This is a genomic window from Kitasatospora sp. NPDC056446, assembly GCF_042796115.1.
Classification (GTDB): domain Bacteria; phylum Actinomycetota; class Actinomycetes; order Streptomycetales; family Streptomycetaceae; genus Kitasatospora.
Window position 1 is genome coordinate 33,255 of record NZ_JBHTRF010000072.1, and the last position, 13,740, is coordinate 46,994.

The following is a 13,740-nucleotide window of genomic DNA, read 5'->3' on the forward strand; positions in this document are numbered from 1 at the left end:
CATCGTCCCCACCCCGTGTTACCAGTCCGTGACCAGGCAGTCAAAGCGTGGTGAAACCCCGAAGGGCGGAGCCGTGGCTCCGCCCTTCGCATGGCTCGATTCCGGCGGGGTCACCGGAAGCCGGTGGCCGACCGCCCGCAGACGACCGCCCGCAGACGACCGACCGCCCGCAGACGACCGTCAGACGCCGGCCTGCGCGCGCCGCTCCAGCGCCTGCCGGTACAGCCGGCCGGCCCGGTACGACGAGCGGACCAGCGGGCCCGACATGACGCCCGCGAAGCCCAGCTCCTCGGCCTCCTGCTGGAGCTCGACGAACTCCTGCGGCTTGACCCAGCGCTCGACCGGGTGGTGGCGCAGCGAGGGGCGCAGGTACTGGGTGATGGTGATGAGCTCGCAGCCGGCGCCGACCAGGTCGGCGAGCGCCTGGCTGACCTCCTCGCGGGTCTCGCCCATGCCGAGGATCAGGTTGGACTTGGTCACCAGCCCGGCCGCCCGGGCCTGGGTGATGACGTCCAGCGAGCGCTCGTAGCGGAACGCCGGGCGGATCCGCTTGAAGATCCGCGGCACCGTCTCGACGTTGTGCGCGAGCACCTCGGGGCGGGAGGAGAAGACCTCGGCCAGCTGCTCGGGCACCGCGTTGAAGTCGGGGATGAGCAGCTCGACGCCGGTGCGGCCGGCCTCGCGCGCGGCGGTCATCGCGTGGACCTGGCGCACGGTCTCGGCGTACAGCCAGGCACCGCCGTCCTCCAGGTCGTCACGGGCGACGCCGGTGATGGTGGCGTAGTTGAGGTCCATGGTGACGATGGACTCGGCGACCCGGCGCGGCTCGTCGCGGTCGAACTCGGCGGGCTTGCCGGTGTCGATCTGGCAGAAGTCGCAGCGGCGGGTGCACTGGTCGCCGCCGATGAGGAACGTCGCCTCGCGGTCCTCCCAGCACTCGAAGATGTTGGGGCAGCCGGCCTCCTGGCAGACCGTGTGCAGCCCCTCCTTCTTCACCAGCGACTGGAGGGCGTTGTACTCCGGGCCCATCTTCGCGCGGGTCTTGATCCACTCGGGCTTCCGCTCGATGGGGGTCTCGCTGTTGCGGACCTCCAGGCGGAGCAGCTTCCTGCCGTCGGGCGCGACAGCGGACACGTGCGACTCCTAGAACTAGACGGGGTACCCCCAGGGTACGCCTGTGGTTGTACGGCCTTTGCCGGGCCTGCCGCCCTGCAATCGCAGGGCAACACGGCTACCGGTCAGTAGATTCCCAGTGGCTCGGTGCGGGTGCGAAACGCTCCGGTACCGGTCCGATGTCGGCCGGGCGCCGGTGCGGTACCGGCCCGATGTCGGCGCGGTTCCGGCCGGGCGCCGGCCCGGGCCCGGCCGGGCGTCGGCTCAGCGCCGGCTGGGCGCGGGATCGGGCAGCTCGGCGAAGACCTCCGCCAGGTGCCGCTCGACCACCGGCGCCGCCTCGGCGACGGACAGCCGGCGGTTCAGCTCGCCGGAGAGCGAGGCCACGCCCGCGTCCCGGATGCCGCACGGAACGATCTTGTCGAACCAGGTCATGTCCGGGTCGCAGTTGAGTGCGAAGCCGTGCATCGTGACCCCGCGGGCGACCCGCACGCCGATCGCGGCGAGCTTGCGGTCGTCGCCGCGCTGTCCGGCGTTGGACGGCGCGTACTCGGGGCCGGCCAGCCGCGGGTCGATGCCCAGCGGCAGGCCCATCCGCAGGGTCAGCTTGCCGATGTCCACCACCTGCGCCGGGTCCACCACGGCGTCCGGGATGGACCGGCCCAGCACCCAGACGCCGCTGCGGCCCTCGACCCGGGCGGTGCCGACGCCGAACCCGTCGGCGGCGCGGATCAGCGACTCCTCCAGCCGGCGGACGTAGGCGATCACGTCGATCGGGTCGGGCAGCTTGACGATCGGGTAGCCGACCAGCTGGCCGGGGCCGTGCCAGGTGATCTCCCCGCCCCGGTTGACCTCGACCACCGGGGTACCGTCCAGCGGCAGGTCGGCGGGGTTGGTGCGCTTGCCCATGGTGTACACGGACTGGTGCTCCAGCAGCAGGACGGTGTCGGGGATCTCGTCCGCGACCCGCAGCGCGTGCAGCCGCTGCTGCTCCTCCCACGCCTCCTGATAGGGCACGGTGCGCTCACCTATGCCCATGTGAACAAAACGCACGTTCTCGCTCACCGCTTTGAGCTCCTTGCCAGGCGTTCGAGAGACCAACCTCGCCACTGTACGCCCAGCCCGAACCGTCCCCGTCGGCCCTCCCGCTCAGCCGTCGGCCAGCAACTGCAGCCGCAGCGCGAGCTGGAGCTCCAGGGACCGCTCCGGGTGGTTCCAGTCGGGCCCGAGCAGCGCCTCCACCCGGTCCAGCCGCTGGACGACCGTGTTCACGTGCACATGCAGCTCGTCCTTGGCCCGGGTGAGGCTGCCGCCGCAGTCGAAGTAGGCGCGCAGCGTGCGGACCAGCTCGGTGCCGCGCCGGGCGTCGTAGACCAGCAGCGGGCCGAGGGCGGCGCCGACGAAGCCGTCCACGTCGTGGCCGTCGCCGAGCAGCACGCCGAGGAAGCCGAGGGCGCGGGCCGAGGCGCCCTCCCCGGCGCGGCCGAGCACCCGCAGGGCCCGGACGCAGCGCAGGCCCTCGGCGTACGAGGCGGCGAGCGCGGACGGGCCGGCGGACGGGCGTCCGGCGCCGACGGTGACCGGGAACCCGGCCAGCCGGGCCAGCCGCTCGGCGGCCTGCCGGGCGGTCTCCTCGGGGTCGTCGGCGTCCGGGACCAGCAGGACCACGGCCTCGGCGTGCTCGGCGCTGACGCCCCGGGAGCCGAACAGGTAGCGCCGGGCGGCGCCGGCCAGCCGTCCGCGGTCGTCGCCGGCCGGGTCGGCGGGTTCCGCGACCAGCACCAGGTGCGGCCGGGCGAGGTCGACGCCGAGCCGGCGGCCGCGCGCGGTGAGGCCGGCGGGGTCGCGTCCGGGGGCGGTGAGCAGGTCGGTGAGCAGTTCGCCGCGGACCCGGTTCTCGGTCTCGGCGACCGAGCGGCGCAGCAGCAGGAGCAGCGCGGTCACCACACTGGCCCGCTCGAACAGCCGCCGGTCGGCGTCGTCCAGGCCGGGCCGTCCGCGCAGCACCATGGTGCCGAGCGCGTCGTGTCCGGCCAGCACCGCGCAGACCCACAGCTCGCCGTGCCGGACGGACCGGCCCTCGGCGCGGGAGGCGGCGACCGCTCCGGCCAGTTCGGCGGCGGGCGCGGACCGTCCGGCCAGCGGCTCGCCCTCGGCGTCGAGGACCGCTATCTCCCCGTCCAGCAGCGCGGCGACGGCGGCGGCGACGTCGGGCACCTCGGCGCCGCGCAGCACCAGGTCGGTGAGCCGGTCGTGCGCCTGCTCGGCGCGCTGGACGGCGGCGGAGTGGGCCCGGACGAGTTCGTTGGCGGCGTTCAGTTCGGCGAGCGCGGCCCGGGTGTCGGCCAGGGACTTGGCGGTGTCCAGGGCGATCGCGGCGTGCGCGGCGAGCGTGCAGAGCAGTGCGACCTCGTCGGGGGAGAAGGCGCGCGGCGAGCGGTCGGCGGCGAACAGCACCCCGATGACCTGCCCGCCGAGCAGCAGCGGCACCCCGATGATCGCCACCAGGCCCTCGTCCAGCACGCCCGCGTCGATGGTGCCGGTGTGGTGGAAGCGTTCGTCGGTGCGGTAGTCGGGGGTGGCGTACGGGCGGGCGGTCTGCGCGACCAGTCCGCCCAGGCCGTCGCCGAGGCTGAGCCGCAGGGTCTGGAACAGGACGGAGACCGAGCCGTCGGTGACCCGCATGTAGGTGTCGCCCGCGGCCTCGTCCGGCAGGGTCAGGTACGCGGTGTCGGTGCCGAGCAGCATCCGGGCCCGGCGGACGATGGCCTGGAGCACGGTGTCCAGCTCCCGGGAGGCGGCGAGGTCCCCGGCGGTGTCGAAGAGCGCGGTCAACTCGGTCTCCCGGCGCCGGTGCTGACGCAGGGTGCGGTGCACCCGCAGGGCTTGCCAGGTGGCGTCGTCGATCTCGGCGAGGACGGCGGCCGGCGCCCCGCGGCGGCGGGCGTCGGCCAGCACGTCGGCGAAGTCCTCGGTGGCGGCGCCCGAGGCGAGCAGGTCGAGCAGCCGCCGCAGCGCGGGCGCGGCGCTTTCCTGGGGGTGGTTCATGGTGCGTGCCGCCAATCGGCGTCGGTCCGTCGATTCAGGGGAATCGCGATGGTAGCGGCTCGGCCCGCGGCCTCCGGCTGCGCGTTCTCGGGCCGCCCGTCCTCCAGAAGCCCGTCCGTCGGCGGCCCGTCTCCCGGAAGCCCGGCCTCCGGCTGCCCGTCGTCAGGCGACGGCGGGCTTCCCGGCCGCCCCGGCGTCGGCGGGCTGCCCCTCCGGTCCGCCCCGCTCCTCGACCTCGGCGAGGTCCCGTCCTCTGGTCTCCCGTCCGCAGAGCACCGCCAGTACGGTGACCCCGGCCGCGATCGCCACGTACACCGAGATCGGGGTGGCGCTGCCGTAGTCCTTGAGCAGTGCGGTGGCGATCAGCGGGGCGGGGGCGCCGGCCGCGACCGAGGAGAACTGGGCCCCGATCGAGGCGCCCGAGTACCGCATCCGGGTGGCGAACAGCTCGGAGAAGAAGGCGGCTTGGGGCGCGTACATGGCGCTGTGGAAGACCAGGCCGACGGTCACCGCGAGCAGCAGCGACCCGAACGACCCGCCGTCCACCATCCCGAAGAACACGAACGCCCAGACGCCGACCCCGACCGCGCCGACCAGGTACACCGGTTTGCGCCCGACCCGGTCGGACAGCGCGCCGAACAGCGGGATCAGCGCGAACTGGATCGCGGAGGCGATCAGGACGGCGTTCAGCGCGCTCTGCTTGTCGAAGTGCGCGTGCGTGACCGCGTACGTCAGCACAAACGTGGTCATCACGTAGTACGAGATGTTCTCCGCCATCCGCGCGCCCATGGCCACCAGCACCTCGCGCCAGTGGTTGCGCAACACGCTGACCAGCGGCGGCTGTTCGACGGTCTTCCGGCTCTGCTGCGCCGCCAGCGCGGCCCGGAACAGCGGCGACTCGTCCACCGCGAGCCGGATCCACATCCCCACCCCGACCAGCAGCGCCGACAGCAGGAACGGCACCCGCCAGCCCCACGACAGGAACGCCGCGTCCGACTGCACCGAGGTCATCAGCGACAGCACCCCCGCCGCCAGCAGGTTCCCGGCGGGCGCCCCGCCCTGCGGCCAGGACGCCCAGAACCCCCGCCGCCGCTGGTCCCCGTGCTCGGACACCAGCAGCACGGCCCCGCCCCACTCGCCGCCGAGCGCGAACCCCTGCACCAGCCGCAGCGTGGTCAGCAGCACCGGCGCGGCGACGCCGACCGAGTCGTAGGTCGGCAGCAGCCCGATCGCCGTGGTCGAGCCGCCCATCAGCAGCAGGCTCACCACCAGCAGCTTCTTGCGCCCCACCCGGTCCCCGAAGTGCCCGAACACCAGGGCGCCGAGCGGCCGGGCCGCGAACCCGATCGCGTAGGTCAGGAAGGACAGCAGCGTGCCGGTCAGCGGATCGCTGTGCGGGAAGAACACCTTCCCGAACACCAGCGCCGCGGCCGTGCCGTACAAGAAGTAGTCGTACCACTCGATGGTCGTGCCGATCAGGCTGGCGGCCACCACTCGGGGGAGTGAGGTGCGGGCAGCCGTACCGCTTGCAGAGGCGTTCATGTGCCACCACTTCCGGGGCCGGGGGAGTCGATGTCGCCACACGGGAGGAATCCGCCGGGCGGAGTCCCGTGTGGGTGGAGCACGGGCTGTGCGAGCCGGGCACGGCGTCCGCCGCCATCCGGCCGTCGCTGGTGCGCGGTCCAGCCGCCGCCGGTCAGTGCGCGGTCCAGCCGCCGTCGACGGGGAGGCTGGCGCCGGTGATGTACGAGGCAGCGGGGGAGCAGAGCCAGAGGGCGAGTTGGGCGACCTCGTCGGGTTCGATGAGGCGCTTCACCGCGGTGCGGTCGAGCATGATCTGCTCGACGACCTCGTCCTCCCGGATGCCGTGGGCGAGCGCCTGCGCGGCGATCTGCTTCTCCACCAGGGGAGTCCGGACGTAGCCCGGGTTGACGCAGTTGCTGGTGACGCCGTACGGCGCACCCTCCAGGGCGACCGTCTTGCTCAGGCCCTCCAGCGCGTGCTTCGCGGTGACGTACGCGGACTTGAAGGGGCTGGCCCGCAGGCCGTGGACGGAGGAGATGTTGACGACCCGCCCCCACTCCCGCTCGTACATGTGCGGCAGGGTCCGGCGCAGGATCCGGAAGGGGGCCTCGACCATGACGCGCTGGATCAGCGTGAAGCGGTCGGGCGGGAACTCGTGCACCGGCGCGACGTGCTGGAGCCCGGCGTTGTTGACCACGATGTCGGCGTCGTCCGGCAGGGCGTCCACGGCCTCGGGGACGGAGAGGTCGGTGACGATCGCGTGCCCGCCGATCCGTTCCGCGAGCTCCTCGGCCGGACCGGCCGCGAGGTCGACGACGTAGACCCGGGCGCCGGCCCCGGCGAAGGCCTCGGCGCAGGCCCGGCCGATGCCCGAGGCGGCGCCGGTGACGAGGGCCGTCCGGCCGTCGAGCGGGCGGGCTGTAGTGGTGTCCATGGCCGAGAACGGTAGGAATCCGACGGTCCGGCTCCCATGTGGCGGGACACCACAGCATGCCGCCCTGCTGTAGCGGTGACCACTACCCACCTCGCTCGACGGTTCGACGGCGGAACGCCAAACCGCCCCCGGTCCCGCTTCCCCACAATGGGCGCGGTTGCTTCACCCGTTCGGAGGATTGCTCGGTCAGATCCGCCCATAGCGCCCGAATGCTCGCTACATTCACGCCGATTCCCGACAGGGGGCGCCGCCCCAGGCAGCCGAAGTGCTGGTAGAGCCCGGTGCGACGTCCGAGAGGTGTTGACAGACATGCCCCAACGGCCTGCAACCGACAGCCCGGCGTACGGACCGCTCGACCCGCTCGGCCGGCCCCGAGGTCCGGTCGGCCGGAGCCTTCCGGACGCCCCCGACGCCATGGCCCCCGACGCCCAGACCGGCGACACGCTGACCGCCGACGCCCCGGCCGCAGACGGACTCCGGCTGCCCGAGCAGGCCGCACCCGACCGGCGCGAGCCCCCCGCCGCGCCCGCCCGGGGCACCGGCCACACCGGCCCGTCCCCGCAGAACGGCCAGCTCGCCGCGCTGATCGAGGAGGCCGGCTTCTCGCACGCCGGCCTGGCCCGCCGGGTCGACCAGCTCGGCCTGGAGCACGGCCTCGACCTGCGCTACGACAAGACCTCGGTCACCCGCTGGCTGCGCGGCCAGCAGCCCCGCGGCGCCACCCCGGCCCTGATCGCGGAGGTCTTCACCCGCCGCCTCGGCCGCCGCCTCACCGCCCAGGACCTCGGCCTGGACGCCTGCGCCCCGGTCTACGCCGGTCTGGAGTTCGCCGAGACCCCGCAGGAAGCGGTGGACATCGTGGCGAGCATGTGGCGCAAGGACAACGGGCCCCAGTCAGAGCTGCGCCGGATCGCCTTCACCCCGGCCGGCCTGGTCGTGCCCAGCCGGGACTGGCTGATCGGCCGCACCGACGAGCGGGTCGCCCGCGACGGTTCCACCCTCGCCCGCCCGGACGCCGCCACCGGTCCGCCGCCCGCCGGCGCGACCCCGGCCGCCGTCACCGGCGCACCCGCGCAGAGCGCGCCCGGCGCGCCTCCCGCAGGCCCGGCGCGCGGCCCCGCCGTCGGCGCCCCCGGCACGCCCGTCGCGCGCAGCACGGCCGGGACGACCGGGACGACCGGCACCGCCCCCACCATCGGCCGGGTGCCCACCCAGAGCCGCCGCCCGCCGACCGCCGTCGAGCCCCCGTACACCGACCCGGCCCGGGAGTCCCGCCCCACCCTGCGGGTCGGCCGAGGCGACATCGCCGCCATCCGGGCCGTCGGCGACCTCTTCCGCGCGCTCGACCACGCCTACGGCGGCGGCCACGCCCGCCAGGCACTGGTGCGCTACCTGGAGAGCGAGGCCGAGCCGATGCTGCGCGGCCGCTACGGCGAGCAGATCGGCCGGGCCCTGTTCGGCGCCGTCGCCGACCTGACCCGGCTGGCCGGCTGGACGTCCTTCGACATCGCCGCGCACGGCCTCGCCCAGCGCTACTTCGTCCAGGCGCTGCGCCTGTCCCAGGCCGCGGGGGACCGCGCGCTCGGCGGCTACGTGCTGGTGACGATGAGCCAGCAGGCCGTGCACCTCGGCCACGGCCGGGAGGCGGTCCAGCTCGCCCGGGTCGCCCAGCAGGGCGTCGGCACCGCCGTGCCGCCGGTCTTCCAGTCGCTGATGCACGCCGCCGAGGCGCGCGGACACGGCCTGCTCGGCGACGTCCGCTCCTGCACCACCGCCCTGGTGCGGGCCGAACGGGCCCTGGCGGCGGCCCGCACCGGCGACGAACTTCCCTCCTGGGCACGGTACTTCGACGAGGCGCAGCTCTCCGACGAGTTCGCCCACTGCTACCGGGACCTCCAGCAGTGGCGCACCGCCGCGCAGCACGCCGAGAAGTCGCTGCGGCTGCGCTCGCCCGCCTACGCCCGCAGTCGGATCTTCTGCCGGCTGGTGCTGGCCACCGCCCGGCTCGGCATGGGCGACCTCGACGAGGCCTGCACGATGGCCACCGACGCGCTGCGGGCGGCGGGGGAGATGCGCTCGGCCCGCTCGCTGGAGTACGTCCGCGACTTCCACCGCCGGCTCACCCCGTACCGCGGCAGCCCGGTGGCCCGCGCCTTCGAGGAGACGGCCCGCCAGGCCGGGGTGATCTGACCGGGCGAGCCGGGGCGGCGCGGAGCCCCGGTCACCCGACGCCCCCGGCGTCCAGGACCCGGCCACCCGGAACCCCCGGCCGCTCGGGACCCGGGCCGTCCAAGCCCTGGATCGTCCAAGCCCCGGGCCGCTCAGGACCCGGGCCGTTCCGTGCGAGGTCCGGGCCGAGCCCTCACCAGCTCTCGGCCCGGACCCTCGGCCTCCCGTCCCCCGCCGCCGGCGGCGGCCGCTCGCCACCGCGCACCCGCTGCGCGGCCAGCGGGAACACCAGCACCGACAGCATCCCGGCGCCGACCAGCGCCGCCGCCGTCGAGGACGGCAGGTGGCCGTCGTCCACCTCGATGGTGGTGATCACCACGACCAGCGGCAGCGCCGTCGCCCCGTACAGCGCGAGCGCCGCGCGGTCGCGCCGTCCGAGCCCGGCCGGGGCGAGCAGCCCGGCGGGCAGCCCGCGCACGACCAGGAAGAGCAGCAGGAACACCGGCACGAGCAGCAGCGTGCCCGGGTCGTCCAGCAGTGCGTCCAGGTCGAAGTTCATCCCGCTGACCACAAAGAAGATCGGCACCAGGAAGCCGAAGCCGATGCTCTCCAGCTTGGCCTCGATCACCTCCTCCTCCGCCCGCCGGATGTCGGAGAGCAGCAGCCGGGAGACGATCCCGGCGGTGAAGGCGCCGAGCAGCATGTCGAGGTCGAGCCAGAGCGCGGCGGCGACCATGACGGCCAGTACCAGGATCACCGCGCGGATGGCGAACTGCCCGGAGGTGCGCAGGGTCCGTTCGATCAGCCGGGTGGCCCAGGCCGGTCGGGGCCGGCGGGCGCCGAGCACGGCGACGGTGGTGATCACCGCGAAGGCGCCGAGGATGACCGCGGTCCGCACGGGGGAGTTGCCGCTGAGCAGCACGGCGATCGCGATGATCGGCCCGAACTCGCCGACCGCCCCGGTGGCCATCACCAGGGAGCCGAAGGGCGTGGGGAGTTCGCCCGAGTCGCGGAGGATCGGCAGGATCGTGCCGAGTGCCGTGGTGGTGAGCACCAGCCCCGCGAAGGCGCCGTTCAGCGGGTCCGGGTTGACCAGCGCGCCGACGCCGAGGGCGGCGACCAGCGAGAGCAGCCACGCGGCGCCCGCCCGTTTCAGCGGGCCGCCGCGCAGCTTGCCGAAGTCGATCTCGTACCCGGCCAGGAACATCAGCATGGCCAGGCCGAACTGGGAGAGCGCGTCGACCAGGGAGTCGACGCGCGCCCAGTCCAGGACGTCCGGGCCGATCAGCACCCCGAGCACGATCTCGACCACGACGGTCGGGACGGCGACCCACCGCAGCAGCCGGTCGGCCAGCAGTGGCGCGGCGACGGCTGCGGCGGGGATCAGTACCAGGGTCAGCGGCTGGGCGGCACCGGCGCTCACCGGGCAACCGGCCGAACGGTCGATTCCATCCGATGAGCGGTCAGAGCGGTCAGAGCGGTTGAAACGGCCGGAGCGGTCGAAACGGTCAGAGCGGTCACCTCGGCATCCTGGCACGCCGCCGGTCCGTCACCCCGGCGGGCCGCTGGCGTGTCCGGAGGCGCGGACCGGTCCCGACCCCGCCCCCGGCCGGGAGCCCCGGGCCGCCCCGACGGGCGCAGGCCGCGCCAGGCCGCCCCAGGGGGCCTCAGGCCGCCGCCTCCGCCTCCCGTGCGTCGGTCGGGACGCCGAGGTCGCGCAGCACCGCCTGCGCGGCCCGCCGCCCGGACACCAGCGCGCCCTGCACGGTGCTGGTGTCCCGGTGGTCCCCGGCGGCGTACAGCCCGGCGAGCAGCCGCACCGGGCGCCGGGGGTTGTGCGGCGGCGGCATCGCGGGCAGCGCGTCCGGGACGTGCCGCACGCTGAGGAACTGCCAGTCCGCCGTCGTGGTGCCGTACAGCTCGGCGAGCCGGGTCCGGACGGCCGGTTCCAGTCCGGCCGGGCCGCCCGCGTCGAAGGCGCGCCGCCCGAGCACGGTGGTGGCGATCAGGGCCTGGCCGGCCGGGGCGTAGGACGGGTGCAGCTCGCTGAGCACCAGGGAGTGCGAGACCAGGGGCGGGTGCCCGTTCGGCCGGTCGCCGTCGAGCAGCAGGACGGCCTCGCCCACGGGAGCGCGGTCGGCCGCGTGGTAGAAGGTCGTGACGGGGTGGAAGGCCGGCAGCCGCAGGCCGGGCAGCAGTCCGGTGGCGGAGCGGGCGTCGGTGGCGACGATGACGGCCTGGGCGCCGATCCGCCCGTGGGCGAGGGTCTCCACGCCGTCCGCGGTGATCGAGGTGACCTGCACCCCGGTGCGGACGGTGCCGGCGGGCAGGGCGGCGGCCAGTTGGGCCGGCACGGCCGCGATCCCGCCGGCGGGCAGACAGAGCCGTCCCCGGGCGTACGAGCGCAGCACCAGGTCGGCGACCCGGCTGCTGGTGCCGAGCGCGGGATCGCTGAGCAGCGCGCTGAGCAGGGGGCGCAGGAAGCCGTCGACGGTGCGGGGGGCGAGCCCGTGGCCGGCCAGTGCGCGGGCGGCGGTGGTCTCGGGCCGGGCTTGCAGCCGGCTGACCGGGGTGGTGGCGAGCCGGCCGAGCCAGCTGCCCAGGCGGGCCTTGTCCAGCGGGCTGCCGAGCGGGGCCCGGGTGGCGGCCTGCCGGGCGGCGGTGAGCTGCGGGTCCCCGGCGCGGTAGCGGCGGCCGCCGCTGTGCACGAGTACGCCGGGCGCGAGCAGGCGCAGGTCGAGACGGTCGAGGTCGAGCACCCGGCGCAGCTCGGGGAAGGCGGTGTTCAGCAGGTGACTGCCGTCGTCGAGGCGGAATCCGTCCAGTTCGCGGGTGGCCATCCGGCCGCCGATCCGGTCGCTGGTCTCCAGGAGCCGGACGGTGAGGCCGTGGCCGGTGAGTGCGCGGGCGGCGGCCAGGCCCGCGAGTCCGGCACCGACCACGACGACGTCCGGATCGGACGGCCGACGGGCGCGGCGGGTGAAGTCGTACGTGGGCACGGGCGTGCTCCCTCCCTGGTCCCGGGGCTCCGGCCGACGCAGGCAGCGGGGTGCCGGGACACGGTCCGAGGAGGGTGATGCCCAGTCAGTGTGAGCATCAGACAAGCGGGCCGGGCCGGATTCGGGGGCCGGGAGGGGTTGTGCGACACCGGGCGGGGACGCGGTCACGGACAGTGCGCCGTGACCGCCGGGTTCGGGGTCGGCGGGCGCGTACGGTCACCGGGGGCGTGCGACGCGCCCGCCGTGTGCTCCCGTGCGCCCCCTCCCGGAGCCCCGTCCGACCTCCGCCCGGCATATGCCCCTGGCCAGGGCGGATGCCGTAGCCGGAGTACGTCCGGGCGGCGCGAGGACGTCACCGCGGGGCGCGTCCGGCCGCGAACGCTACCCCCGCCGCCTCAGAGCGCTGCCGCCCCGTGCCGCCGCCCCGCCGCCGCCCCGCCGCGGCCTCCCGCAGCCCCGAGCCGCGCCGCAGCCCCGTCCCCGCGCCGCCGCCTCAGAGCGCCGCGAGCGCCGCCGAGTACACGTCCGGGTGCGTGAAGCGGAAGCCCGCGTCCAGCAGGCGCCTCGGCACCACCCGGTGGCTGCCGACCACCTCGACGGCCAGCTCGCCCAGCACCGCCTTGAGCACCGCCTCCGGCACCGGGAACGGCGTCGGCCGCCGCAGCGCCCGCCCGAGTGCGGCGGTCAGTTCGGCGTTGGTCGCCGGGTTCGGCGCCGTCAGGTTGAAGGCGCCGGAGAGGTCGTCGTGGTCGAGCAGGAAGCGGAGCGCGGCCACCTCGTCGTGCAGCGAGATGAAGCTCCAGTACTGCTGCCCGCTGCCGAGCCGCCCGCCCAGGCCCAGCTTGAACAGCGGGAAGAGCCGCCCGCCGGCCCCGCCGGCCGAGGACAGCACCATCCCGGTGCGCGGGTGGACGACCCGGATCCCGGCCCGCTCGGCGGGCCGGGCGGCGGCCTCCCACTCCACGCAGACCTCGGCGAGGAAGTCGTCGCCGGCCGGGGAGTCCTCGTCGATGACCCGGTCGCCGGTCTGTCCGTACCAGCCGACCGCGGAGGCGCTCACGAGCACCTGCGGCGGCTCCTTCAGCCCGGCCAGTGCGACGGCCAGGGTCTCGGTGCCGTGGACCCGGCTCTCCCGGATCTCCCGCTTGTAGGAGTCCGTCCAGCGGTGGTCGCCGACCCCGGCGCCGGCCAGGTGCACCACGGCCGCGACCCCGGCCAGTCCGTCCCGGTCGACCTCGCCGCGCGACGGGTTCCACCCGATCGCCGTGCTGCCGTCGGGCTGCGGGCCCGTCCTGGACCGGTGCCGGACCAGCCGGACCACCTCATGGCCGTCCGCCAGCAGGGAGCGGACGAGCGCCGAACCGATCAAACCCGTGGAACCCGTGACAGCGATGCGCATGCGTCCATCCTCGCAGTTCATCGAGTCCTCCAAGGAAGCCCCGGCTCTTCAGGCCGGGGAGGTCTTGGATTGCCCGCGTAGCGGGACAGGGGGTAGCGATTCGTCGTCAAGGCGGACCGCGGTGGTTACGGCCTGTGGTTTCTGAGTTTGCGTCAGATAGTCCGGGCGTACTAGGTTCGTTGATGTGAAGATTGTTGCGCAGGTGAAGTTGCTGCCTCGGTCCGCGTACGACGCGGACGCGATGGCTGCGACACTGCGCGCCTGCAACCGGGGCGCGTGTGCCGCCTCGGAGGTGGCGTTCCGGACGGGAAAGATGCGCCGGAACGACTTGCAGGACGAGGTGTACTACCGACTGAAGAACGAGTTCGACCTCGGCGCCCAGGCCGCCGTACGGACCGTCAAGAAGGTCGTGGACGCCTACAACACGCTGCGCGGGAACATCCGCAACGGACACCTGATGGGCAAGGCCCTGCGGAAGGCGCAGTCGAAGCCGATCGGGTTCCGCGACGATGCGGCGCAGCCGTTCGATGACCGGATGCTGACCTGGAACCTGG

The 13,740-nt window shown here is 74.6% G+C and carries 9 protein-coding genes and 1 pseudogene; 2 read left to right on the forward strand and 8 right to left on the reverse strand.

All coding sequences use genetic code 11. The features are described 5' to 3' along the window. Nucleotides 1–180: 180 nt before the first annotated feature. From lipA to ACFQ6N_RS31995, 5 genes are all read right to left on the reverse strand, one after another. Nucleotides 181–1,134: a lipoyl synthase gene (gene lipA, locus ACFQ6N_RS31975; RefSeq protein ID WP_380656699.1), complete on the reverse strand. Its 954-nt coding sequence runs from the start codon at nt 1,132–1,134 to the stop codon at nt 181–183. 243 nt (nt 1,135–1,377) lie between these two features. After that, on the reverse strand, nt 1,378–2,151 hold the full coding sequence (lipB, locus tag ACFQ6N_RS31980; protein ID WP_380656724.1) for a lipoyl(octanoyl) transferase LipB: 774 nt from the start codon (nt 2,149–2,151) through the stop codon (nt 1,378–1,380). Between the two features lie 111 nt (nt 2,152–2,262). Further along, nucleotides 2,263–4,161 (reverse strand): helix-turn-helix domain-containing protein, encoded by a 1,899-nt coding sequence (locus ACFQ6N_RS31985; RefSeq protein ID WP_380656702.1) that lies wholly within the window; start codon nt 4,159–4,161, stop codon nt 2,263–2,265. 162 nt (nt 4,162–4,323) lie between these two features. Continuing rightward, the gene (locus ACFQ6N_RS31990; protein WP_380656704.1) at nt 4,324–5,703 is read right to left on the reverse strand and encodes an MFS transporter; all 1,380 of its coding nucleotides are present in this window, start codon (nt 5,701–5,703) and stop codon (nt 4,324–4,326) included. Nucleotides 5,704–5,857: 154 nt separating this feature from the next. Continuing rightward, complete coding sequence (locus ACFQ6N_RS31995) at nt 5,858–6,619, reverse strand: 3-hydroxybutyrate dehydrogenase (RefSeq protein ID WP_380656707.1); 762 nt, start codon at nt 6,617–6,619, stop codon at nt 5,858–5,860. Between the two features lie 309 nt (nt 6,620–6,928). On the opposite strand from ACFQ6N_RS31995, the gene ACFQ6N_RS32000 reads away from it, so the two are divergent. After that, nucleotides 6,929–8,809, forward strand: coding sequence for a regulator (locus ACFQ6N_RS32000; protein WP_380656710.1), 1,881 nt, complete (start codon nt 6,929–6,931; stop codon nt 8,807–8,809). 172 nt (nt 8,810–8,981) lie between these two features. Here ACFQ6N_RS32000 and ACFQ6N_RS32005 read toward each other — a convergent pair whose 3' ends face one another. The 3 genes from ACFQ6N_RS32005 to ACFQ6N_RS32015 form a co-directional block, all read right to left on the reverse strand. After that, nucleotides 8,982–10,211, reverse strand: a complete 1,230-nt coding sequence (locus tag ACFQ6N_RS32005; protein ID WP_380656712.1) for a cation:proton antiporter — start codon at nt 10,209–10,211, stop codon at nt 8,982–8,984. 244 nt (nt 10,212–10,455) lie between these two features. Then, complete coding sequence (locus tag ACFQ6N_RS32010; protein WP_380656715.1) at nt 10,456–11,787, reverse strand: FAD-dependent oxidoreductase; 1,332 nt, start codon at nt 11,785–11,787, stop codon at nt 10,456–10,458. A 493-nt stretch (nt 11,788–12,280) separates the two neighbouring features. Continuing rightward, nucleotides 12,281–13,186 (reverse strand): TIGR01777 family oxidoreductase, encoded by a 906-nt coding sequence (locus ACFQ6N_RS32015; RefSeq protein WP_380656718.1) that lies wholly within the window; start codon nt 13,184–13,186, stop codon nt 12,281–12,283. 202 nt (nt 13,187–13,388) lie between these two features. Between ACFQ6N_RS32015 and ACFQ6N_RS32020 the strand changes: the two are divergent. Further along, nucleotides 13,389–13,740 (forward strand): annotated as a pseudogene (locus ACFQ6N_RS32020) (RNA-guided endonuclease TnpB family protein); the annotation flags it as partial.

What these genes read in the sequence shown, in the direction of transcription:
- lipB (WP_380656724.1), bottom strand. Translation starts at nt 2,151, where the DNA reads ATGGGCATAGGTGAGCGCACCGTGCCCTATCAGGAGGCGTGGGAGGAG.
- ACFQ6N_RS31985 (WP_380656702.1), bottom strand. Translation starts at nt 4,161, where the DNA reads ATGAACCACCCCCAGGAAAGCGCCGCGCCCGCGCTGCGGCGGCTGCTC.
- ACFQ6N_RS31990 (WP_380656704.1), bottom strand. Translation starts at nt 5,703, where the DNA reads ATGAACGCCTCTGCAAGCGGTACGGCTGCCCGCACCTCACTCCCCCGA.
- ACFQ6N_RS31995 (WP_380656707.1), bottom strand. Translation starts at nt 6,619, where the DNA reads ATGGACACCACTACAGCCCGCCCGCTCGACGGCCGGACGGCCCTCGTC.
- ACFQ6N_RS32000 (WP_380656710.1), top strand. Translation starts at nt 6,929, where the DNA reads ATGCCCCAACGGCCTGCAACCGACAGCCCGGCGTACGGACCGCTCGAC.
- ACFQ6N_RS32015 (WP_380656718.1), bottom strand. Translation starts at nt 13,186, where the DNA reads ATGCGCATCGCTGTCACGGGTTCCACGGGTTTGATCGGTTCGGCGCTC.